The sequence below is a fragment of the Micromonospora sp. RTP1Z1 genome (assembly GCF_033804685.1).
Classification (GTDB): Bacteria; Actinomycetota; Actinomycetes; order Mycobacteriales; family Micromonosporaceae; genus Micromonospora.
Window position 1 is genome coordinate 22180 of record NZ_JAPFQV010000009.1, and the last position, 21959, is coordinate 44138.

General features: G+C 73.9%; 21 protein-coding genes and 1 riboswitch. Of the genes, 10 read left to right on the forward strand and 11 right to left on the reverse strand.

Annotated elements, in window-relative coordinates:
* Position 1: 1 nt before the first annotated feature.
* The 4 genes from SLP03_RS06985 to SLP03_RS07000 form a co-directional block, all read right to left on the reverse strand.
* Complete coding sequence (locus tag SLP03_RS06985) at positions 2–622, reverse strand: putative glycolipid-binding domain-containing protein (protein WP_319459794.1); 621 nt, start codon at positions 620–622, stop codon at positions 2–4.
* A 102-nt stretch (positions 623–724) separates the two neighbouring features.
* Positions 725–2350 (reverse strand): DEAD/DEAH box helicase, encoded by a 1626-nt coding sequence (locus SLP03_RS06990; protein ID WP_413644483.1) that lies wholly within the window; start codon positions 2348–2350, stop codon positions 725–727.
* A 196-nt stretch (positions 2351–2546) separates the two neighbouring features.
* Positions 2547–3968: a hypothetical protein gene (locus SLP03_RS06995; protein WP_319459696.1), complete on the reverse strand. Its 1422-nt coding sequence runs from the start codon at positions 3966–3968 to the stop codon at positions 2547–2549.
* A 158-nt stretch (positions 3969–4126) separates the two neighbouring features.
* Positions 4127–5707: a C40 family peptidase gene (locus SLP03_RS07000; protein ID WP_319459697.1), complete on the reverse strand. Its 1581-nt coding sequence runs from the start codon at positions 5705–5707 to the stop codon at positions 4127–4129.
* A gap of 242 nt (positions 5708–5949) precedes the next feature.
* On the opposite strand from SLP03_RS07000, the gene mqnE reads away from it, so the two are divergent.
* Genes mqnE through SLP03_RS07020 form a run of 4 tightly spaced genes read left to right on the forward strand, consistent with a single transcriptional unit; the run spans position 5950 to position 8434 of the window.
* Positions 5950–7119 (forward strand): aminofutalosine synthase MqnE, encoded by a 1170-nt coding sequence (gene mqnE, locus SLP03_RS07005; protein WP_319459698.1) that lies wholly within the window; start codon positions 5950–5952, stop codon positions 7117–7119.
* Positions 7120–7129: 10 nt separating this feature from the next.
* Entirely contained in the window at positions 7130–7558 is a 429-nt protein-coding gene (locus tag SLP03_RS07010) for a hypothetical protein (protein ID WP_319459699.1), read from the forward strand.
* Between the two features lie 45 nt (positions 7559–7603).
* On the forward strand, positions 7604–7900 hold the full coding sequence (locus SLP03_RS07015) for a DUF4229 domain-containing protein (RefSeq protein WP_319459700.1): 297 nt from the start codon (positions 7604–7606) through the stop codon (positions 7898–7900).
* 54 nt (positions 7901–7954) lie between these two features.
* Positions 7955–8434, forward strand: coding sequence for a hypothetical protein (locus SLP03_RS07020; RefSeq protein WP_319459701.1), 480 nt, complete (start codon positions 7955–7957; stop codon positions 8432–8434).
* 55 nt (positions 8435–8489) lie between these two features.
* Here SLP03_RS07020 and SLP03_RS07025 read toward each other — a convergent pair whose 3' ends face one another.
* Positions 8490–9830 carry a C39 family peptidase gene (locus SLP03_RS07025; RefSeq protein WP_319459702.1) on the reverse strand — a complete coding sequence of 447 codons (1341 nt, stop codon included), beginning with the start codon at positions 9828–9830 and terminating at the stop codon, positions 8490–8492.
* Positions 9831–10133: 303 nt separating this feature from the next.
* A riboswitch (cobalamin riboswitch) is annotated at positions 10134–10222 on the forward strand.
* A 114-nt stretch (positions 10223–10336) separates the two neighbouring features.
* Between SLP03_RS07025 and SLP03_RS07030 the strand changes: the two genes are divergently transcribed.
* Genes SLP03_RS07030 through SLP03_RS07040 form a run of 3 tightly spaced genes read left to right on the forward strand, consistent with a single transcriptional unit; the run spans position 10337 to position 13186 of the window.
* Entirely contained in the window at positions 10337–11275 is a 939-nt protein-coding gene (locus tag SLP03_RS07030) for an ABC transporter substrate-binding protein (RefSeq protein WP_319459703.1), read from the forward strand.
* Between the two features lie 7 nt (positions 11276–11282).
* Complete coding sequence (locus SLP03_RS07035) at positions 11283–12377, forward strand: iron ABC transporter permease (protein ID WP_319459704.1); 1095 nt, start codon at positions 11283–11285, stop codon at positions 12375–12377.
* Positions 12374–13186, forward strand: a complete 813-nt coding sequence (locus tag SLP03_RS07040; protein WP_319459705.1) for an ABC transporter ATP-binding protein — start codon at positions 12374–12376, stop codon at positions 13184–13186. The genes SLP03_RS07035 and SLP03_RS07040 overlap by 4 nt, the downstream gene beginning before the upstream one ends.
* Positions 13187–13196: 10 nt before the next feature.
* On the opposite strand, the gene SLP03_RS07045 is transcribed toward SLP03_RS07040, so the two are convergent.
* The 6 genes from SLP03_RS07045 to SLP03_RS07070 all read right to left on the reverse strand — a co-directional run bounded on the left by SLP03_RS07045 (position 13197) and on the right by SLP03_RS07070 (position 18848).
* Complete coding sequence (locus SLP03_RS07045; RefSeq protein ID WP_319459706.1) at positions 13197–13955, reverse strand: VOC family protein; 759 nt, start codon at positions 13953–13955, stop codon at positions 13197–13199.
* A gap of 94 nt (positions 13956–14049) precedes the next feature.
* Positions 14050–14787 (reverse strand): ABC transporter permease, encoded by a 738-nt coding sequence (locus SLP03_RS07050; protein ID WP_319459707.1) that lies wholly within the window; start codon positions 14785–14787, stop codon positions 14050–14052.
* A gap of 10 nt (positions 14788–14797) precedes the next feature.
* The gene (locus SLP03_RS07055) at positions 14798–15694 is read right to left on the reverse strand and encodes an ABC transporter ATP-binding protein (protein ID WP_319459708.1); all 897 of its coding nucleotides are present in this window, start codon (positions 15692–15694) and stop codon (positions 14798–14800) included.
* Positions 15694–15999, reverse strand: a complete 306-nt coding sequence (locus tag SLP03_RS07060; RefSeq protein ID WP_319459709.1) for a transcriptional regulator — start codon at positions 15997–15999, stop codon at positions 15694–15696. The genes SLP03_RS07055 and SLP03_RS07060 overlap by 1 nt, the downstream gene beginning before the upstream one ends.
* A complete protein-coding gene (locus SLP03_RS07065; protein WP_319459710.1) occupies positions 15996–16634 on the reverse strand; it encodes a transporter in 639 nt (212 codons plus the stop codon). The genes SLP03_RS07060 and SLP03_RS07065 overlap by 4 nt, the downstream gene beginning before the upstream one ends.
* 129 nt (positions 16635–16763) lie before the next feature.
* Entirely contained in the window at positions 16764–18848 is a 2085-nt protein-coding gene (locus SLP03_RS07070) for an AAA family ATPase (RefSeq protein WP_319459711.1), read from the reverse strand.
* 247 nt (positions 18849–19095) lie between these two features.
* Between SLP03_RS07070 and SLP03_RS07075 the strand changes: the two genes are divergently transcribed.
* From SLP03_RS07075 to SLP03_RS07085, 3 genes are read left to right on the forward strand one after another with little or no spacing between them, the layout of a single operon-like run.
* On the forward strand, positions 19096–19680 hold the full coding sequence (locus tag SLP03_RS07075; protein ID WP_319459712.1) for a winged helix-turn-helix domain-containing protein: 585 nt from the start codon (positions 19096–19098) through the stop codon (positions 19678–19680).
* Positions 19681–19728: 48 nt separating this feature from the next.
* Positions 19729–21027, forward strand: a complete 1299-nt coding sequence (locus tag SLP03_RS07080; protein WP_319459713.1) for an MFS transporter — start codon at positions 19729–19731, stop codon at positions 21025–21027.
* Positions 21028–21060: 33 nt separating this feature from the next.
* Positions 21061–21912: a menaquinone biosynthesis protein gene (locus tag SLP03_RS07085; RefSeq protein ID WP_319459714.1), complete on the forward strand. Its 852-nt coding sequence runs from the start codon at positions 21061–21063 to the stop codon at positions 21910–21912.
* Positions 21913–21959 lie beyond the last annotated feature (47 nt).

The following is a 21959-nucleotide window of genomic DNA, read 5'->3' on the forward strand; positions in this document are numbered from 1 at the left end:
CTCAGCGTGGGTCGATCCGTTCGGCCAGGCCCGGGTAGCGCACCACGAAGCCGTCCGCGTCGACGTCCAGGTCGGCGGTGAAGGTGTCGCTGGCGAAGCGCACCCGGCCGGGCCCGAGCGACGTGTAGACCTGCTCGGCGGAGACCACCACCAGGCTCGGCACGAGCACCCAGGCGACGGTCACCCGTCGCGCCATGTCCGCGGGCGCCCGGCGCAGGTTGAGGCGGCGCAGCGGCAGGGTGTTGAAGAGCGGAGAGCCGCCCAGGTCGATGTCGAGCGCGTCGGCCAGCCGGTCCGGGTCGTCCGTGCCCGGCAGCCCGGCCGGGGCGTGCCCGGCCGCGCGCAACGCCGCGTCCAGGTCACCCTCCTCGCCGGCCCGCACCCGCCAGCCGTCCCCGGCCCGCTCCAGCCGTACGCTCCGCGACCAGCCCGCCCCCTCGGCCTCCGCCTCCAGCCGGGTGGCCGCCCAGTCCGGGCCGATCGTCAGCTGGTACCGGCAGGTGTACGGGATCGGGTCCACCGCCAGCGCGGTGCCCCGCGCGGCCAGCCCCTGACGGTCGTCGAACCCGACGTACTCGGCCCCGGCGGTGTCCGTCCTGGCCCAGAAGAGCGACTTCGGCATGGTGGGCATGAACCGGACGTTACGCCACGGCGCGGGCACCGGCACGGGATGCGGAAACGCCGCCGCGGAGCGGGTGCTCCACGGCGGCGTCCGGACGTCAGATCAGTGGGTACGCGCCGGCGGTCGCCCGCCGAAGCCCCGCCGGTCGTCGCGCGGCCGGTCGTCGCGCGGCCGGTCGTCGCGCGGCCGCCCCTCGGAACGGAACCCGCCCTGGCGGTCCGCCGAGCGGAAGTCGCCGCCCCGCTCGCCGAACGTGCGCTCGCCCCGGGGATCCCGGTCGCCGAAACGTCGCTCGCCGGTCGGCCGGTCCTCGAAGCGTCGTTCGCCGGTCGGCCGGTCGCCGAAGCGTCGTTCGCCCGACGGGCGGCCGAAGCGCTGGTCGCCCCGGTCGCCGAAGCGCCGGCCGTCCCGGTCGCCGGAGCGGCGCGGGCCGGACGCGCGGTCGCCGTAGCGGCCGCGCTCCTGCGGCTCCTCGCGGACCGGCACCCCGCTGGGCTCGCGCGCGCCGATCAGCTCCGCGAGGGCCGGGTCGCCGGACCGGACCCGAGCCTCGGCCGGAGCGACACCGGCCTTCTCCATCATGGCCAGGGTGGTCCGGCGCTGCTTCGGCAGCACCAGGGTGGCCACCGCGCCCGATTCGCCGGCCCGGGCGGTACGCCCCGCCCGGTGCAGGTAGTCCTTCGGGTCCTTCGGCGGGTCGACGTGCAGCACCAGCGTGACCCCGTCGACGTGGATGCCGCGGGCCGCCACGTCGGTGGCGACCAGCACGTTCACCCGGCCCTCGCGGAACTCGGCCAGGGTCTTGGTGCGCATCCGCTGGGTCTTGCCGCCGTGCAGCCCACCGGCGCGTACGCCCACCGCGGCGAGCTGCTCGACCAGCCGGTCGACGCCGAGCTGGGTCCGGGCGAACACCATGGTCCGGCCGTCCCGGGCGGCGATCGAGGCTGTCACCGGGAACTTGTCGTGCGGCGGGATCAGCAGCAGGTGGTGGTCCATGGTGGACACCGACGCGGTCGACGGGGCGGTCGAGTGGGTGACCGGGTTGGTCATGAACCGCTTGACCAGCGAGTCGACGTCACGGTCCAGAGTGGCGGAGAAGAGCAGCCGCTGGCCGTCCGCCGGCGTCTTCATCAGCAGCTCGGTGACCTCCGGCAGGAAGCCCATGTCGGCCATCTGGTCGGCCTCGTCGAGCACGGTGATCTCGACGTCGTCCAGGTTGCAGATGCCGCGCGCGACCAGGTCGCCGAGCCGCCCGGGGGTGGCCACGATGATCTCCACGCCCCGGCGGAGCGCGTCGATCTGCCGGTCGTACGGCACGCCGCCGACGGCGGTCTTGACGAAGATGCCGACGGCCTTGCCGAGCGGCATCAGCGCGTCGTTGACCTGCATGGCCAGTTCCCGGGTGGGCACCAGGACGAGGCCGCGCGGGTGCAGCGGCCGGGCCCGGTTGCGCTCGGCGAGCCGGGAGATCAGCGGCAGACCGAAGGCGAGGGTCTTCCCGGAGCCGGTCTGGCCCCGGCCGAGCACGTCGTGGCCGGCGAGGGCGTCCGGCAGGGTGGCCCGCTGGATCTCGAACGGGGTGGTGATGCCCTGGCGGGTCAGCGTGGCGACCAGCTGCCGGGGCAGCCCCAGCGCGGCGAAGTCGGGGGTGTCGGCGTCGGCGGGGTGCTCCTGAGCCGGGGCGTCGTGGGCGGACGGGGACATGCCGGGGTCAGCGAAGGTGGTCAAGAAATGCCTTTCGAGCGGGGCGCATCTTCGCGATGGCCCGCTGCGGCTGAATGCCGCCGAATCGCCCGCAAGATCGCCCATGGGCGCAACAGGCGCGCCGGGTCAGTGATCTGGATAAGTGTACGGCGGTATGCCGAACCCGCCACCTCGCCGCGAGGCCGTAGTGGGCGGGCTCACCATGCTCCCGCCCGACCCGTCACCTGCCGATCATCCCGCTCAGCGCGTCGTTGGCCAGGAACACCACCAGCAGGCTGATCGCGATCAGCAGGCCCAGCGAGGCGGCCAGCACGATCACCACCTTCGTGTTGCTGGACCGGGTCGCCGGGGCGTCCTCGGCCCAGCCCTGGGCCAGGATGTGCCCGGTCAGCGAGCCGGAATTCTCCAGCGGGTTGCCCCGCGGGAGTGACACGGTGGCGAAGCCCGGCCCCTCGGTGCCGCCGTAGGCCGTGCCGGACAGGTCCGGGCCGCCCTGGTAGGGGAGGAGGCCGGAGCGCCCGGCGGCGGGCAGCGCGCTGACCGGGCGGTCCGCAGCCGGCGGCGCGCTGGTCGGGTACGGGTGGACCCGGCCGCGACCGGACGCCACGGTGCGGTGGTCGGTGGGGTTGGTCGGCGGTGGCCAACTCGGCAGCGCGGGCGCCGGCACCACCAGCGGGGCGGAGACCGGCCCGCCCGCCGGGATTGCCATGGCGGGCGGGGGCGGGAACGGCGGGGCGGGCATCGGGCCCGGCGGTGGCGGTGGCGCGGGGATCGGCGGGGCGGGCGGCGGCACCGGCGGCCCGGGGAGCGGGGGAACCGGCCCTGGCGGCGTCGGCCGGGGCGTCGGCGGCGGCGTGGGCACCGGCCGGGGCGCCGGCGGCGGCGCGGGCACCGGTGGCGTCGGGAACGGGGGCTCCGGCTCCGGCACGGGCGGCGCCGGGGAGGGTGGGGTCGGCCCCGGTACGGGCGTGGGGGCCGGCTCGGGTTCCGGGGTGGGCGGCACCGGGGGCAGGGCCGGCTCCGGCGGCTGCACCGGCTCGGGCGGCTCGGGATTCACCGGCCCCGCCCGGTAGATCTTGGTCCCGCCGGCTTTCGCCGCCACCGCGGCGCCGGCGGCGCCCGCCTCGTCGGCGGAGATCCGGCGCAGCCCCGGCACGGAGGCGCTGGCCCGGGCGGGCGACGCCTCGGCCACCTCGGCCGCGTCGCGCGGCTCCGGTACCACCGGGCCCGGCGTCGAGCCCTCCGGCGGGGGTGGGGCGGCGGCCCGGGCGGATCCGGAGACGGTCGGGGCGGGCGCGGGGTCGACCAGGGCTTTCGGGGAGGCGGCCGACCGGTCCGGGTCGGGGTCGGCGGGCTCCCCGGCGGCCGCGAAGCCGGACCAGGTCGAGGTCGGCGCGACCGAGGCGCCGGGCTGACGCCGGTCCAACGGAGGGGCCGCCTCAGCCGGGCTGCCCGCCCGGTACGTGGTGCCGGTGGCCGGAGCGCCCGGCCGTTCGGCGCCCGGCGGCGCGGCCGTGCCGGCCACGCTGACCCGGCCGCGGGCCACGCCGGGGGTCGTCCCCGCCGAGCCTCCGTCGTCCGTCGGGTCGGTCGCGGTCCGGTCGGGAGCGGGATCGGCCGGCCGGTCGGTGGAGTCGGGCACGGATCCCGGATGGACCGTCCCCGCCGGAACCTCTAGCTCGCCCATGCTTGCCCTCCACGCCCACGCTCGCACCCGACCGCGGTGGGCGGACCGGGAGTGCCTGGATCTCACCGTGCCACATTCCGGCCCGGCAGCACAGCCGGAGCGGACGGTTGCGGTCAGCTGCTGGCGCTCGGGCTGCCCGAGGTGGCCTCCGAGGCGCCGCCGGTGGGGGCGGCGCTGTTCGTGGTCGGAATCGGCTCGGTGCTCGTCGCCGAGCTGGGCGACGAGGACGGCGAGCTGGACGGGCTCGGCGTCGGCGACGGCGAGGGGGACGTGCTGGGCGACGGCGAGGTCGACGGGCTGGTGCTGGGGCTCGGCTTCGTGGCCGTGGGCTTCGGCGTCGCCGTCCGGGTCGGCTTCGGAGTGGCCGTCCGGCTGGGCGTCGGCGTCGCGGTCGGCTTCGGCGTCGTGCCCGGCTTCGGCGGGGTGGTCGTCCGGGTCGGTAGCGGCACCGGGACTGCCGGGCCGGGCACCGCGCCGACGACCCGGGTCGCGGCGTAGAGCCGGGTCCACCGGACGATGGAGATCTTGACGACGTCGCCCGTCCGCGGCGCCTCGACCATCTTGCCGCCGCCGATGTACATCGCGACGTGGTGGATGCTCTGCCAGCTGCTGCCCGAGGCGAAGAAGAGCAGGTCACCGGGGAGTAGGGCGGTGGGGTCCACAGTGCGGGAGCGGGTGGCGTAGTACTGGTCCCGGGAGACCCGGGGCAGGTCGCGGTAGCCGGCCGACTGGTACGCGGCGAGCATCAGGCCGGAGCAGTCGAACCGGTTCGGGCCCTCCGCCGCCCAGAGGTAGGGGTCGCCGAGCTGGGCCAGGGCGTACCGCACGGCGGCCAGCGCCCGCGGGTCGGCGACCAGCCCGCTCACGCTCTGGCTGCTGACGTACGACGTGCCGATCTGCTGCTCGGCGGCGTCCTCGCGCTTCTCGATCTCGAGCAGCTGCGCGGCGTTGTCCTTGCGAAGCTTCAGCAGCGTGGCTTCCTGCCGGTGCAGGGCCGCCTCGGCCGTCGCGTACGAGGCGCCGCGCTCCCGGACCCGCGCCTCGGCGGCGGCGTGCGCCTCCAGGGCGATCTGCTCGGCGGCGGTGGCCCGGGCCACCTCGCCGGCGACCGCGGTGGTCGCGCCCTCGGCCTTGTCGCCGCGGGTGATCCGCTGCAGCGTGCTGAAGTCGTGCAGGTCGGCGCCGAACTCGCCCGGTGGCAGCGCGGCGGCGGCCTTGACCGCGTCGGCGGCGGCGGCCTTGGCGCTCTCCTGGGCGTGCAGGAGCGCCTTGTGGGCCCGTTGGAGATCGGTGGTGGCGACGGCGAGCTGGGCCTGTGCCTCGTCCCGCTGCACCTTGATCTGGAGCAGGTCGTCGCCGAGTTGACCGACCAGCGCGTCCGCCGCGTTGATCTGCGCGATGAGCGGCCCGTCGCCCGGGTTGGCGGTCGCCGGGCCGGGCGACGTGCCGAACGCGCCCGGAACGGAGCCGGGCAGGCCCGGCACGGAGCTGGGCAGCCGGAGGCCGCCGACGGCGACCGGGCGGGACCCGGTGTCGGGGACGGTGTCGGGCAGCGGTGGCTCGGCCCAGGCCGGGGTGGCGAGCACCGCGGCGGCCACCGCGCCGAGCAGCGCGGACCAGAGCGCCGGACGCAGCACCGGCGAGATGACCGGACTCCCGCGTCGTTGCCGTCGGCCCTCTGCGCTGTCGACCATTCCGCTCCCCGTCCGGTCTGGCATGTTCCGCGCCGTGATGGGCGCGGTGGTCCGAGACGGTACCAGTGTGTGTTCCGCCCCACCCTGTCTTACCTCACGGAGGCAGGGATGTCGATGCGCGGAGGGTGACGACGAGCGGAGAGTCCGGTGAAGTTTGTCGCTGGGGTTGACCGCCCCGCCGGTTCGTCGGAGGGCCGACGTACGCTCGACCGGGACCGCAGGTGGAAGGGACGTGGCTTTCGATGGACGCCGGACTCAAGCGCGAGCTCGAAGCGAAGGTGTACGCGGGCGAGCGGCTGACCCGTGAGGACGGGGTCGCCCTCTACGACAGCGACGACCTGGCCTGGCTGGGCCGGCTGGCGCATCACAAGCGCACCGAGATGAACGGCGACCGGGTGATGTTCAACGTCAACCGGCACCTGAACCTGACCAACGTCTGCTCCGCCTCCTGCGCGTACTGCTCCTTCCAGCGCAAGCCGGGCGAGAAGGACGCGTACACGATGCGCATCGACGAGGCGGTCCGCAAGGCCAAGGAGATGGAGGACGAGCAGCTCACCGAGCTGCACATCGTCAACGGCCTGCACCCGACCCTGCCCTGGCGCTACTACCCGAAGGTGCTGCGCGAGCTGAAGGCGGCGCTGCCGAACGTCAAGCTCAAGTGCTTCACCGCCACCGAGGTGCAGTGGTTCGAGAAGATCAGCGGCCTGAGCGCCGACGAGATCCTCGACGAGCTGATGGACGCCGGCCTGGAGTCGCTGACCGGTGGCGGCGCGGAGATCTTCGACTGGGAGGTCCGGCAGCACATCGTCGACCACGCCTGCCACTGGGAGGACTGGTCGCGGATCCACGCGCTGGCCCACTCGAAGGGCATGAAGACCCCGGCGACGATGCTCTACGGCCACATCGAGGAGCCCCGGCACCGGGTGGACCACGTGCTGCGGCTGCGCGAGCTGCAGGACGAGACGGGCGGCTTCGCGGTCTTCATCCCGCTGCGCTACCAGCACGACTTCGTCGACTCCGCGGACGGCAAGATCCGTAACCGGATCCAGGCCCGGACCACGATGGCCTCGCCGGCCGAGTCGCTGAAGACCTTCGCGGTCTCCCGGCTGCTCTTCGACAACGTCCCGCACCTCAAGAACTTCTGGGTGATGCACGGCCTCTCGGTGGCCCAGCTGTCGCTGAACTTCGGCGTGGACGACCTGGACGGCTCGGTCGTGGAATACAAGATCACCCACGACGCCGACTCGTACGGCACCCCGAACACGATGCACCGGGACGACCTGCTGCACCTGATCTGGGACGCTGGTTTCCAGCCGGTCGAGCGGGACACCCGCTACAACGTGGTGCGGGAGTACGACAAGGCGCCGTCGCTGGCCGAGCGGCGCGCCGAGCCGCAGCAGGTCTGGGCCTGATCCCGGACCGATGACGGAGCAGCAGCAGCAGCGCGCCTTCCCCCGGCGGGACTCCCAAGGGCGCATCCTCACCCTGGGTGACCTGCTCGGGGTGAGCCTCGCCGGTCTGGTGATCGGGGTGCTGGCGCTGGTGCTCTTCGAGTGGGCGTTCGCCTCGATGGGCGCCGGCGGGTTCGGTCATACCAACGGCTGGCTGGCGGTGATCCTGCCGCTCTGGCTCTTCTGGGACGACTTCCGGGCCTGGGAGTTCGGCGCGGCCCGGGTGATCGCGGCGCTGGTCGCCGCTGCGGTCGGGGTGTTCGCCGGGCTGCTGGCGGCCGGACTGGCCGCCGGGCTGCCGCCGCTGGTCTCCGGCGCGCTCGCCGCGGCGGTCTTCACCCTGGCGTACGCGGTGATCTGGTTTCATGGCGTCCACTGGCTGGCCCGCCGGACGGGCTGAACCTTCCGCGCCGGGAAACCGGGCGGCGGAGAACGGAGTGCGAACGTGAGCGCGGCGGTCAAGTACACGCTGGGCCGGATCGGGCTGTTCGTCGGCGTGCTGGCGGCCCTCTGGTTCGTCGACATGAACCTTTTCCTACGACTGATGCTGGCGCTGGTGTTCTCCGCCGCGCTCTCCTTCTTCCTGCTCAAGGGCTGGCGCGACGAGATGGCCGGCGAGATGGCCGAGGCGGCGGAGCGCCGTCGCGGGGAGAAGGAGCGGCTTCGCTCGGCGCTGGCCGGCGAGGACCAGGGCGCCGGCGACGGACCCGCCGAGAGTGAGCCGGGCGACCGGCACCGTTGAGCCGCCGCCCGACCGGGGCAGCGCGAGGGCTCCGGTTTCGCTAGGGTCGCCACCGTGCTGGAGAAGATCAACGACTGGCGGCTGAAGTTCTTCCTCTGGGTCGGCCTCCCCGTCATCGCCGTCATGGGGCTCGCCTTCGCGGCGCCCGACCTCGCCCCCGCCTGGCAGGCGAAGTCCGGCGGCGGCGCGGCGGGCACGTTCACCGCAGTCAGCGAGCAGTGCGGCCGCCGCAGCTGCAGTTGGCACGGCGACTTCGTGGCCGACGAGGGCGGCGCGCCCCGCAAGCACGTCATCCTCTACGACGCGCCCGACGGGCTGGCCCAGGGCGGCACGGCTCACGCCCGGGACACCGGGGCCCGCAAGGGCGTCTTCGCCACCGCGGGCGGGTCGACCTGGCTGCTGGTCACCGGGTTCACCGTGGCCGCGGCGCTCGCCGCGGTCGGCTGGGTGGTCCTCGTGGTCACCACGATCCTCCGCCGGCGCCGCCATGCGGCCGCGATCGACCGGCTGGCCGGGACGCCCGTACAGCGCTGAGACCGGGAAAACGACGGGCCCGGCGCGATCGCGCCGGGCCCGTCGCCGTCGGGTCCTACCAGTTGGTGGAGCCGGGGACGTGGGGCCACGGCCGGTTGGCCGGCTTGATCAGGTACGCGATGCCGCCCGAGCCGCCGGCGACCGTGCCGTTCGCCCGGTGCCGCTTGGTCCGCAGCCAGATCTGCTCGAACTGGTCCCGCTTGTAGACGTTCCGCACCTCGGCGTCCGAGGAGGAGGCCGGGTCGTTGACGATCACGTCACCGTCGGCGGTGAAGCCGACCACCACGAAGAGGTGTCCGGAGGTGCCGTAGTTCGCCCCGTCCAGCTCGCTGGAGAGGAAGGACTGCGAGGTGACGACCGGGATGCCGGCGGCGATGAAGCGCTCCACCTCGTCCAGCGAGTGCAGCCGGGTGACCCGCGCGTCCAGGCCCGGGAAGCTGGCCGCGTACGCGGTGTTGAACGGCCAGTTGCCCGCGCCCTCGTACTCGTAGTCGTAGGTCATCCGGGCGGCGTGGTCGACGGTGGGGTCGGCGTAGCTCGGGTCGACCCAGGCGGTGTCCTCGGCCGTGGGCTTCCGGCCCCAGTACTCGACCACCATCGCGGTGGACGTGGGCGAGCACCAGGCCTCACCACCGCCATCGAACTCGGGGTACTCCCCGGTGTGGATGTTCTGCGAGTAGTGCGGCACCGGCAGTTCGGTGCCCCAGGCGATCCCGCCCTTGCTCGGCGTGACGGTGAACCGGTCCGGCACGTTCGAGCTCATCGCACCGAGCATCCAGACCCGGGGCGAGGCGGTCTGGCCCGGCGTGCGGTAGAGGGTGAGCTTCAGCTGGTACGACCGCAGCAGCACCCCGGCCTTCGCGTCGTCGATGGAGAAGGTGTCGGTCCAGATGCTCGACCAGGGGTCGCCCTGACCGTCCAGGGTGGCCCGCTTGACGTCCTGGTCGCCGGAGGCCCAGCGACCCATCACGTACCAGGGGGTCTGGCTGTCGGTGTTGTACGTCCCCTGCAGCTCGACCTGGAGCCAGGTGCCGGCGGGCGTCTCGGCGTTCCACGAGGCGACCAGTTCGGTGGCGTCGAAGCCGATTTCCCGTCGGGGGGAGGTCCAGGTGGCGTACTCCCAGGTGCGGGTGGCGCCGGTGTGCTCGTCGGTGAATTCGGTGGTGCCGGCCGGCTGGCCGATGGTGATGCCGGTGCGGTGGCCGGGGATGGCGTACGTCCCCTGGTGGGTGCCGGCACGCCAGTCGGGGTGCGACGACCATTCCTGGAAGGTGATGTTCTCGTCGTGCTGGACGGCCGGCAGGTGGTGGTCGGCGTAAACGGGCGCGGTGGTGCCGAGCAGGGCGAGCGCGGTGACGCCGGCGAGGGCGACCGCGCGCAGGGCTGGTCTGACCATGGGAACTCCGCGGAGTGAGGCGAGGTCGGGCATCCTTGTCGGTCACTATCTCGCGCGGCAGGAAGTTTCGGAAGACATCAAGGCATGGAAAATCTTTGCCGACGTGAGGATCCGGTCGGGAGGTTCAAGGCAACGACAAATGTTGATATGACCATGTGACTGCTGGTGAAGTGTGCGGACAACGGGATCTCCCGTACCCCGAGGAGGCCCCGGTTCCACCCCGCTGGGGCCCCACCCACCCCTCCCGTCCGGACGATCTCCGCTGCTCGTGCGCTACCGTGGCACCGACCAACCCGCAGCGAAGCCGGTGCGAAACCGGCGCTGTCCCGCAACTGTGATGCCCCGCACGGCTCGGCTCCGGCCGACGCCGACGTGTGCGGGGACGAGCCAGGTCGCCTGCGGCGCGGTCGCGACACGCGCTCTCGAGGAAGGGCGCCTCGCGGACGGGCACGCGAAAGCGGTCCCTGTCGGCGAAGCACCACGCTCCTCGACCGACAGGAGGACCCATGTCCAGACGTACCCCCCGGATCTTCGCCGCGGCCCTCGCGGTGGCCGCGCTGGCCCTCGGCGCCTGCGCCGAGAAGGCCTCGACCGACACCCCCGCCGCCGGCGGCGGTTCAGCGGCCGCCGCCTTCCCGGTCACCGTCGGCAAGCTGACCCTGGAGAAGCGCCCGGAGAAGATCGTCTCGCTCTCGCCGTCGGCGACCGAGATGCTCTTCGCCATCGGCGCCGGCAAGCAGGTCACCGCCGTCGATGACCAGTCGAACTACCCCGCCGACGCGCCGAAGAGCGACCTGTCCGGCTTCCAGCCGAACGCCGAGGCGATCGCCGGCAAGAGCCCCGACCTGGTGGTGCTCTCCAACGACACCAACAAGATCGTCGACCAGCTCACCACGCTGAAAATCCCGGTGCTGCTCACCCCCGCGGCGACCACCCTCGACGACAGCTACCAGCAGATCACCGACCTGGGCACGCTCACCGGCCACCCCGCCGAGGCGACCGACGTCACCAGGAAGATGAAGGACGACATCGCCGCGCTGACCAAGGACCTGCCGCAGCGGGCGAAGAAGCTGACCTACTACCACGAGCTGGGCCCTGAGCTGTACAGCGCGACCAGCAAGACCTTCATCGGCTCGATCTACGCGCTGGCCGGCCTGGAGAACATCGCCGACCCGTCGGACGCCGACGGCAAGAACGGCGGCTACCCGCAGCTCTCCCAGGAGGTCATCGTCAAGGCCAACCCGGACTTCGTCTTCCTGGCCGACACCAAGTGCTGCAAGCAGACCCCGGACACGGTCAAGGCGCGCAGCGGCTGGGCCGGCGTCACCGCGGTGAAGAACAACCAGATCGTCGCCCTCGACGACGATGTCGCCTCGCGCTGGGGCCCGCGCGTCGTCGACCTGCTCAAGGCGATCGTCGACGCCAGCGCCAAGGTGCGCGCGTGACCCATCGGTGACCGTGCGACCCACCGAACCCCGGCCGGCCGGGACGCCCGACGCGTCCTGGCCGGCCGGGCTGCGCAAGCGCTGGCTGGCCGCCGGCGTCGTCGCCGTGCTCGTCGCCCTGGTCGCCGGGGTGTCCCTCGGCCCGGTCAGTCTGTCGCCCGGCAGCGTCGCCGCCGAACTGCTCAACATGCTGCCGGGGGTGCACCTGAACAGCGGGCTGACCGAGCGCGAGATCGCCATCGTCACCGAGCTGCGGCTGCCCAGGGTGGTGCTCGGCCTGCTGGTCGGCGCGCTCCTCGCCCTGGCCGGCGGCTGCTACCAGGGGGTGTTCCGCAACCCGCTGGCCGACCCGTACCTGCTGGGCGTTGCGGCCGGCGCCGGGCTCGCGGTGACCGCGGTGATCGCGCTCGGCGCCGGCGCGGGCGGGGCGCTGACCGGGATGCCGGTCACCATCCCCCTGGCCGCGTTCGTCGGCTCGCTCGGGGCGGTCGCCATGACGTACCTGCTCGGCGCGGCCGGCGGGCGGGACCGCTCACCCGCGACGCTGATCCTCGCCGGGGTGGCCGTGTCGGCGTTCCTCGCTGCCGGGCAGACGTACCTGCTGCAACGCCACTCCGACACCATCCAGCAGGTCTACTCCTGGCTGCTCGGCCGGCTGGCCACCGCCGGCTGGCACGACGTCCGGCTGGTCCTGCCGTACTTCGTGCTGACCTCCGTGGTGGTGCTGCTGCACCGGCGGGAACTCGACGTTCTCTCCGTCGGCGACGACGAGGCGGCCAGCCTCGGCCTGCACCCGCAGCGTTCCCGCTACCTGCTGATCGCCGCCGCCTCGCTCGGCACGGCCGCCGCGGTCTCCGCCTCCGGCCTGATCGGCTTCGTCGGGATCATCGTGCCGCACACCGTGCGGCTGCTCGCCGGGTCCAGCTACCGGGTGATCCTGCCGCTGTCGATGCTCTTCGGCGGGGCGTTCCTGGCGCTGACCGACGTGGTCGCCCGGACCGCCGCCGCCCCCGCCGAGATCCCGATCGGCGTGGTCACCGCCCTGCTCGGCGGCCCGTTCTTCGTCCTGGTCCTGCGCACCGCCCGCCGGGTGTTCACATGAGCGCCCGGCCACGGCCGGACCGCGGCGTGCCGGACGCCCCCGCGGTCGAGGTGCGGGACCTGCACGTCCGCCTCGGCGGTGCGCCGATCCTGGCCGGCGTCGACCTGAGCGTCGCGGCCGGCGAGTGGGTCACCGTGATCGGACCGAACGGCGCCGGCAAGTCGACCCTGCTGCGCGCCGTCGGCGGCCTGCTGCCCGCGCCGGACGCGATCTGGATCTTCGGTGCGCCGATCCAGGCGCTCCGCCGCCGGGACCGGGCCCGGGTGGTGGCCACCGTGGCCCAGTCCCCGGTGGTGCCGGCCGGCATGTCGGTGCTCGACTACGTGCTGCTCGGGCGGACCCCGTACATCCCGCCGCTGGGGCGGGAGTCGGCGGCCGACCTGGCCGCCGTGCACGAGGTGCTGGACCGGCTTGACCTCGGCGCGTTCGGGCACCGGGAGCTGGCCACCCTCTCCGGCGGCGAGCGGCAGCGGGTCTTCCTGGCCCGGGCCCTCGCTCAGGGCGCCACCCTGCTGCTGCTCGACGAGCCGACCAGTGCGCTGGACATCGGCCACCAGCAGGAGGTGCTGGAGTTGGTCGACCAGCTGCGCCGCGAGCACGGCCTGACCGTGCTCGCCACCATGCACGACCTCTCCATCGCCGGCGAGTACGCCGACCGGATGATCCTGCTCGCCGACGGTCGGGTCGCCGCCTCCGGCCCACCCCACGAAGTCCTCACCGAGCCCCTGCTCGCCACCCACTACCGCGCCCACGTCCGTGTCATCCCCGGCGACCACGGCCCCCTGGTAGTCCCCATCCGCCCCCGATAACCCCCTGCGGTTAGGGGAGGGCGGTTATGGAGAAGAGGGCGCCGTAGGGGTCGCGGAGGGCGGCGGTGCGGCCGGCCGGGCTGTCGCTGGGTGGGACGAGGATGGTGCCGCCCAGTTCGGCGGCGCGGGCGGCGGTGGCGTCGGCGTCCTCGACGGCGAAGTAGACCGACCAGTAGGCCGGCAGGTCGGCCGGCAGTTCCTCCAGCGGCGGCATCATGCCGGCGACGACCCGCGCCCCGCAGCGCCAGCCGGTGTAGGTGATCGGCCCCATCGGCTGCTCCTCCGCCTGCCAGCCGAAGACCAGCGCGTAGAACTCCTTCGCCCTCTCCGGGTCGGGGGTCACCAGCTCGTTCCAGCACATCGCGCCCGGCACGTTGAACAGCTCCGCGCCGGGCATCGCCATCGGCTGCCAGATGCTGAACACCGCGCCGGCCGGGTCGGCGAGGACCGCCATCCGGCCCTGGTCGAAGACGTCGAACGGGGTGACCACCACCTGCCCGCCGGCCGACTCCACCCGGGTGGCGACCAGGTCGGCGTCGTCGGTCGCCACGTACGTCGACCAGATCGGCACCTGGCCGGGGGTTGCGGGCGGTCCGGCGCCGGCGACGGTGCGGCCGTCCTTGAGGAAGACGGTGTATCCGCCCGCCTCCGGTTCCGGGGAGACCCGGCCGGTCCAGCCGAACAGCTGCGGGTAGAACCGCTTGGCGCCCGCCAGGTCCGGGGTGGCCAGGTCGGCCCAGCAGGGCGTGCCGGGCTCGACGGTGCTCACGCTGACCCCTCTCGACGGGGGCGTACCCGGACGCACGCCCTGCCGGAATCGTGGCACCGTCCCGAGGGTCGCCGGGCCGGATTTGGACAAAACGTCAGGTGAACCGGCGCCCCTCGTCCCGCCGGTACGCCCACACGGCGACCGTCGCCAGCGCGACGATCCAGACGCCGAGCATCGCCACGGAGAGCGGGTTGAGTCGCCAGTCGTTGGTCGCCGCCCACATCAGTTCCACCGCGCCCCTGGTCGGCAGGTAGGGGGCGATCGCCTTGATGAAGCCCGGCGCGTCGTTCGGCGAGGAGAGCAGGCCGCCGCCGAAGGCCAGTGGGAAGAAGATGATCTGCGCGACCACGATCGCCGCCTTGCTCGGCAGCGAGTAGCCGATGGCCAGGCCCATCAGCGTGAACGGCACCGACACCACGGCCACGGCGACCGCGCCCAGCAGGAACTCGACCGGGGTGACCCGGGCCGGCGTGGCCACCGCCGCGATTACGACAACCGGCAGCATCGACCCGTACGTGAGCACCAGGCCGGCCAGGATCCGCCCGGCCAGGCGGGGGCCCGGTCCGGCGGGGAGGGTCCGGGTGTACGGGTTCCACGGCTGGTCGCGGTCCTCGGCGACCCCGACGCCGTACTGGAAGATGTTGGCGCTCAGCACCGCGAAGGTGATCATCGCGGCGGTGGCGTAGGTGGCCCCCGCGGGGTCGTCGCCGGCGAACGGCACCACGAAGAAGAGCATCGCGGCGGCGGGGAAGAACGCGCTGCCCACCACGGCCACCGGAATCCGGATGATGGTCAGCAACTGGTAGCGGGCGTGGACCAGGGTGAGCGGCACGGGTGGCTCCTCAGACGGGGGTGGGCTGGGCGGTGGCCGGCTCGGCGGCCGCGGTGATGGCGAGGAACGCCTCCTCCAGGGAGGTGGGGCGCACCTCCAGCTCGCGGAACGCCACCCCGGCGGTGACCAGGTCGCGGACCAGCTGGTCGGCGTCGGTGGTGAGCAGGTGGGTACGTCCCTCGACGTGCTCGGTCGCCACCACGCCTGGCAGCGGCGGCAGGTCGTCGGCGAGCAGGCTGACCCGGCGGACCCCGACGAAGCTCCGGACCGCGTCGACGCTGTCGTCGGCGAGCACCCGGCCCTGGCCGATCACCACGACCCGCTGGGCCAGCGCCTCCACCTCCTCCAGGTAGTGGCTGCTCAGCAGGACGGTGCCGCCGTCGGCGTGGAAGGACCGGATCGCCTCCCACAGGGTGCGACGCCCCTCGACGTCCAGCCCGGTGGTCGGCTCGTCGAGGACCACCAGCCGGGGCCGGCCGACGAAGGCGAGGGCGACCGCGAGCCGGCGCCGTTGGCCGCCGGAGAGGCCGCCGGTCTGCCGCCGCACCAGATCGGTGAGGCCGAACCGGTCGAGCAGTTCGCCCCGGGGCGCCGGATCGGGGAAGTGCGCGGAGACGAAGTCGACGACCTCGCCGACCCGGAGCGTGCCGGGCAGGCCGGTCTCCTGCGGGGTGACCCCGAGCTGCCGGCGGGTTTTCGGGTCGCGGGGGTCGCCGCCGAGGAGTTCCACCCGTCCGGCGGTGGGCCGGCGCAGCCCGACCAGCAGGTTGATCAGGGTGCTCTTGCCGGCGCCATTCGGGCCGAGAAGGCCGACCAGTTCTCCGGGTCGGACCTCCAGGTCGACCCGGTCCAGGGCGAGCACGTCGCCGTACCGGCGGCTGACCTGGTCGGCGCGGGCGAGGATCATCACGTCTCCTTGCTGTCGGGGTGGAGCAGCGCGCGGATGTTCTCGGTGTACTCGTCGAACGCCAGGCGACCGCGCCGGCTGAGGCGGACCAGGGTGGTCGGGGTGCGTCCGCGGTACGTCTTGTCGATCTCGAGGTAGCCGGCGTCCTCCAACTTGCGCAGGTGGACGGAGAGGTTGCCGGCGGTCATGCCGAGGAGTTCCTGTAGGCGGGGGAAGGTGATCCGGTCGCCCGCGCCCAGGGTGGACAGTGTGGCGACGACCCGCAGGCGGGCCTGGGCGTGGATGACCGGGTCGAGTTCTCTCACGGGAGGTTCCGTCGGCGCAGCCGGGCCAGCTCGCCGGCGACCAGCATCCCGCCGCCGCCGGCGAGGGCGACCACGAGGGCGTGCCAGCCGGGTCCGGCGAGCACCCCCACGATGTTGATCGTGGTGAGCCAGAGGCCGAGCCGGAAGAGGGTGCGGTCGAGCCAGATCGCGCCGCCGGCCATGTGCAGGGCGCCGGTCAGCCCGACGGCGAGTGCGGACCAGAGCAGCCCGGCCAGGTCGTGCGGGAGGCTGTCGGAGACTCGGCCGGCGACCGTGAACAGGCTCACGAAGCCCAGCCCCCAGGCGGCGCCGTACCAGCCGCCGCGCCGGGCCGATTCTCCGGTGACCTGCCGGTAGGCGCGGGCGCTGCCCACCGTGAAGACCACCGACGCGGCGCCGAGCAGCACGAAGAGCGCGGTCAGGGGAAGCCACTCGGGCATGGTGACGAAGGTCCGGCCGTCGGGGGAGAAGCGCAGGAAGAACAGCCCGAAGCCGACCAGCCAGGCGACTCCCCAGGGCCAGTAGTGCAGCCGTGGGTCGGGTTCCAGGCTGTGCGCGGTGGCCGCCCGTTGCTCCCGGATGAGCCGCATCGCGCTGGCGGCGTCGAGCGGCGGCGGATCGTCGTCGGGGTTCATGCAAAGTACTTTAAAGCACAAAGTCAAACGGTGGGGGGCCGCTGTCGCGAACGGGACACACCGGCGTCGCCCCGGTCCGCCGGGCGAGGACGATCGGCCGTCGAGCCGCCCGGACGGGGCGCGGGCCGTTCAGCCGGCCAACGGGTCGGGCAGCGGCGCGGTGTGCAGCACCGAGAGCCGGGAGACCGCCCGGGTCAGCACCACGTAGAGGCGGTGCAGCCCGCGCGGCTCGGCCGCGACGATCGCGGCCGGCTCGACGACCACGACGTGGTCGTACTCCAGGCCCTTGACCAGCGTCGCGGGCACCACCGTGACGCGCGCCGCGGTCGCCACGTCCTCGGCGCTCGCGGTCTCGACGCCCGCGTCTGCGAGCGCCGCCCGGAGCCGGTCCACCGCGTCGTCGGCGGCGATCACGCCGACCGAGCCGTCGTGCGCGAGCGCCGCCCGCACCTCGGCCACCGTCGCCACGGTCAGGTCGGCCACGTTACGCACGTCCAGCGCGCCGTCGCGGCGCAGCGACTCGGCCGGCGGTACGTCGACGGCCAGCGCCGGCAGTAGCCGGTTGGCGAACTCGACCACCGCGGCCGGCACCCGGAAGCCGACGCTCAGCGGCACCACGACCGCGTCCGGCTTGCCGAGGTGGGCCAGCGACTCCCGCCAGTCGGTGGCGGCCCACGGCGCGGTGCCCTGGGCCAGGTCGCCGAGGAGGGTGATCGAGCCGTGCTCGCTGCGCCGGGCGATGGCCCGGCACTGCATCGGGGAGAGGTCCTGCGCCTCGTCGACCACCACGTGGCCGAAGCCGGCCGGCCGCTCGATCAGCCCGGCGGCCTCGTCGATCAGCACCGCGTCGGCGGCGGTCCACTTCGTCGCCTTCGGCGTGCGTCCCGGCCTCGTCCCGGTCGCCAGGAGTGCCTGCTCCTCGGCGCTGAGCAGCCCGTCCGCGGCGGCGGCGAGGGCGTCGGGGTCCGCGACCAGGGTGTGCACCAGCCCCTCCGGGGTGAGCGCCGGCCAGACCGCGTCGAGGAAGGCGGTGACCGGCTTCGACTTGCCCATCCGGCGCAGCCAGGGGTCGCTCGGCGACTCGGCCCGGCGCGCCTCCGACTGGCGTTGCAGCAGCCCCACCACCCGGGCCCGGACGCGCTCCCGGCCGGTCGCGTACGGCAGCCCTTCCCGGCGGGTCTCCTCGACCACCCGGTGCAACGGGTCGAGGCCGATCCGCCAGCGGAACGAGCCGTCCGAGACCATGATCGGCTCGGTCGGCGTGCCGATGTGCGCGTCGACCGCGCGGCGCAGCACGTCGGCCATCCGGACGTCGTGCTTGAGGGTGGCGACGGCCGGGTCGTCGACGGCCCGGACCGGCACCCGGGTGAGCAGGTCCTCCACGGTCGCCTGCGCGACCTCGACCTCGCCCAGCGCCGGCAGCACCGCCGCGATGTACGACAGGAAGGCCCGGTTCGGCCCGACGATCAGCACGCCCGAGCGGCGCAGCCGCTCCCGGTGCAGGTAGAGCAGGTACGCGGCCCGGTGCAGCCCGACCGCGGTCTTGCCGGTGCCGGGCGCCCCCTGGACGCAGATCGAGTCGGCCAGGTCGGCGCGGACCAGCTCGTCCTGTTCGGGCTGGATGGTGGCGACGATGTCCCGCATCGGCCCGACGCGGGGGCGTTCGATCTCGGCGGTGAGGATCCGGCTGGCCGTGCCCAGCTCCTCGCCCCGGTCCAGGTGTTCGTCCTCGAAGCTGGTCAGCAGGCCGCTGCTGAAGCCGAAGCGCCGCCGGACCGCGACGCCCTGCGGGTCGCGGGCGCTGGCCCGGTAGAACGACCGGGAGACCGGCGCCCGCCAGTCCAGCACCAGCGGCTCGCCCGCCGCGTCGGTGACGTGCCGCCGCCCGACGTGGTACTCCCGCCCGACGTGGTCGGGATCCGCCGTGCCGAAGGCCAGCCGGCCGAAGAAGAGCGGGGTGGTCGGGTCGTCGGCGAGTTCGGCGACCCGCCGGGCGAGGGTCCGGCCCAGCATCTCCGCCGCGTACGGGTCGCCGGCGACCTGCTCGCCCCCGGCGAAGAGGGCTTCGGCGCGTTCCCGCATCCGGCGCAGCGCGATCCGGGAGGTGTCCAGGTGGGCGCGTTCGGCGGCGAGCTGGGTGTCCAGGTCGTCGCCGGGTGGGTTGTCGGGTCGGGCGGGCGGGCTGGCGAGGTGGGAGTCGGCGGCAAGGGTCATCCGAGGCGACCTTCCGGTGCGTTCGTGTGATCGGTTGACCTGGGCCGCCCGGCGCTCCGTCAGACGCGGTGCCGGCTGTGCCCGGTGGCGAGGTGGCGCGCGGCCTCGCGCGCGGCGATCTACGTTACGCCCCGTCGTCGCCGCCGGCCACGCATTTCCGATCCGGCCCGGCGGTGGCTCGTCCCGCGCGCCCACGACCGGGGCCCGCCCGTCGGCACAGGCGGAGCGGGGGCGGGATCATAGGGGCATGACCGAGGCGCGCCCCGAGCAGCGCCGGGTGACGATCAGCGACCCGCAGGTGATGCGGGCGCTGGCCCATCCGGCCCGACTCGCGATCATGGAACATCTCAGCTCGCTGGAGGGCGGCGCGACGGCCACCGAGTGCGCCGAGATCGCCGGCCTGTCGCCGAGCGCGACGAGCTACCACCTGCGGGCGTTGGCGAAGTTCGGGCTGATCGAGCCGGCGCCGAGCCGGGGTGACGCCCGGGAGCGGGTGTGGCGGTCGTTCAGCCCCTCCTACTCCGTGGAGTCCGGCCAGGCCGCCGACCCGGACGCACGGGACGCCGAGCTGGCCCTGGTGGAGGCCCACCTCGCGCGCGACAGCCAGCGGACCCGCGAATGGATTCGACGGGCACCGGACGAGCCGACCGAGTGGTACCACGCCGCCTGGTTCAGCGACACGCTCCTGCTGCTCACCGCAGCGGAACTGGCCGGGCTGAACGAGGCGATCCACGAGCTGATGGGCCCGTACCGGCGCCGTCTGCGGGTGGCCGATCCACCCGAGGGGGCCCGCACCGTCGCCGTGCAGTACCGGACGCTGCCCATCGATTGACGGCGACGGGGGTTGTGCCCACCATATGTGAAGCATTATTTTCGAAGTATGTCCTTCGCATCTGGTCCGTCGCGTTGGTCCGACGTCTGGCTGACCACGGCTGCCCGGGGCATCTCAAGCTGTGGCGATTTTCTCGCCGCGAGTGCCCTCACCCTGTCCCTCCAGTCGGCCGGGGCGGGCGGCATGGCCGTCTCCGGCCTGCTGCTCGCCGCAACCCTGCCGCTGGTGGCGCTCGCCCCGCTGACCGGGCGGCTCGCCGACCGGATCGACAGCCGCACCCTGCTGGCCGTCACCGGGCTCGCCCAGGCGGGAGTCTGCCTCGCCTTGGCGTATGCCGGGCATCCGGCCCTGGTGATCGCCCTGGTGGCGCTGCTCGCCGCCGGTCTCGCGGTCACTCAGCCGGTGCTCGCCGCCTTGGTGCCCGCCATGGTCCGGGCCGAGGACCTGCCCCGGGCCGGCGCGCTCAACCAGACCGCCGGCACCCTCGGTGCGCTCGCCGGGCCGGCGCTGGCCGGGCTGCTGGTCGGCGGGTTCGGCGCACGCCTGCCGCTGCTCGTCGACGCCGGCAGCTACCTCGCGCTGGTGGCGGCCGGGCTGCTCATCCGCACCCGACGGGGCGGCCGGCGGCGCCCGGAGCCGACCGCCGCCGGCGGCGCGCATCCCACCTGGCGGCTGCGCCGGGACCCGCTGCTGTTCGTGATGGTCGGCACCCTCGCCGCGGTGGTGGGTGCGGTCGGAGCGATCAACGTGATCGAGGTCTTCTTCATCCGGGAGACCCTGGGCAGCACCACCACCGTGTACGGCGTGGTGACCGGTGCCTGGACGCTCGGCATCGTGCTCGGCGGCTGGCTCTTCGCCCGGCTCTCCCGGCGGCTGGCGGACGACGGTGCGCTGCTCGGTGCCGGTCTGGCCCTGCTCGGCGGCTGCTGCCTGGCTGTCCTGGCCTCGGCGGCGGTGCCGTCCGCCCTGCTGCTCGTGCCGATCTGGCTGCTCGGCGGCGTGGCCAACGGCGGCGACAATGTCTTCAACAACCTGCTGCTCGCCCGGCGGGTTCCCGAGGCGTCCCGGGGCCGGGCTTTCGCCGTCTTCGGCGCCGCGGTCCAGGGGGCCGGAATGGCCGGTTACCTGGTCGGCGGGCTGCTGCTGGAGGTGGCCGAACCTCGGCCGCTGGTCGCCGCCTGCGGGGTGGTCGGCCTGCTGGTGGTCGCCGCCGTGGCGGCGCCGGTGCGGCGCGCGGTACGCGCGGAGCGGGTCGCCACCCCGGCTGCCGCGCTCCCCGGCGTCGTGCACCTGGAGGTCGACCGGGCCAGTGGTGCGGAGTTGGCCACTCCGACGCCCTCCCGGTGAGCCTGCGGTCGGCGGCGGGGATACGGTCGGGGCATGGCTGACCGCATCGCCCGCCCCCGGGTCGGACACATCCAGTTCCTGAACTGCCTGCCGATCTACTGGGGTCTGATGCGGTCCGGCGCGCTGCTCGACGTCGACCTGCACAAGGACTCGCCGGACCGGCTGAGCGCGGCGCTGGTCGCCGGCGACCTGGACATCGGGCCGATCTCGCACGTGGAGTACCTGCGGCACGCCGACGAGCTGCTGCTCCTGCCGGACCTGGCGGTCGGCAGCGACGGCCCGGTGCTCTCGGTCAACGTGGTCTCCACCAAGCCCCTCGCCGAGCTGGACGGCGGCCGGGTCGCGCTCGGCTCGACCTCCCGGACCGGCGTCCTCCTGGCCCAGCTTCTGCTCGGCGAGCGGTACGGCGTCCATCCCGAGTACTTCCGCTGCCCGCCGGACCTGACCCAGATGCTGCTGGAGGCCGACGCCGGGGTGCTGATCGGGGACGTGGCGCTGCGCGCCCTCTACGAGGCGCCCCGCCGGGGCCTGGAGGTCACCGACCTCGGCCAGGCCTGGCGGGAGTGGACGGGCCTGCCGATGGTCTTCGCCGTCTGGGCGGTCCGTCGCGACTTCGCCGCCGCCCACCCCGGCCTGGTCAAGGAGGTGCACGAGGCGTTCCTTCGCTCGCGTGACCTCTGCCTCGCCGAGCTGGATCAGGTCGCCGAGGCGGCCGCGCGCTGGGAGCCGTTCGACGCGGCGACCCTGGCGACCTACTTCCGCACCCTCGACTTCTCCCTCGGCGAGCGGCAGGTGGCCGGGCTGCGCGAGTTCGCCCGGCGGGCCGCCGCGCTCGGCGAGGCTCCGGCCCTGCCCGAGGGTGGCCCGGAGTTCTTCGCCGGCTGACCCCGGCGGGTCGGGGCCGGCCGGTTCCCGCTGAAACGGCGACGTGG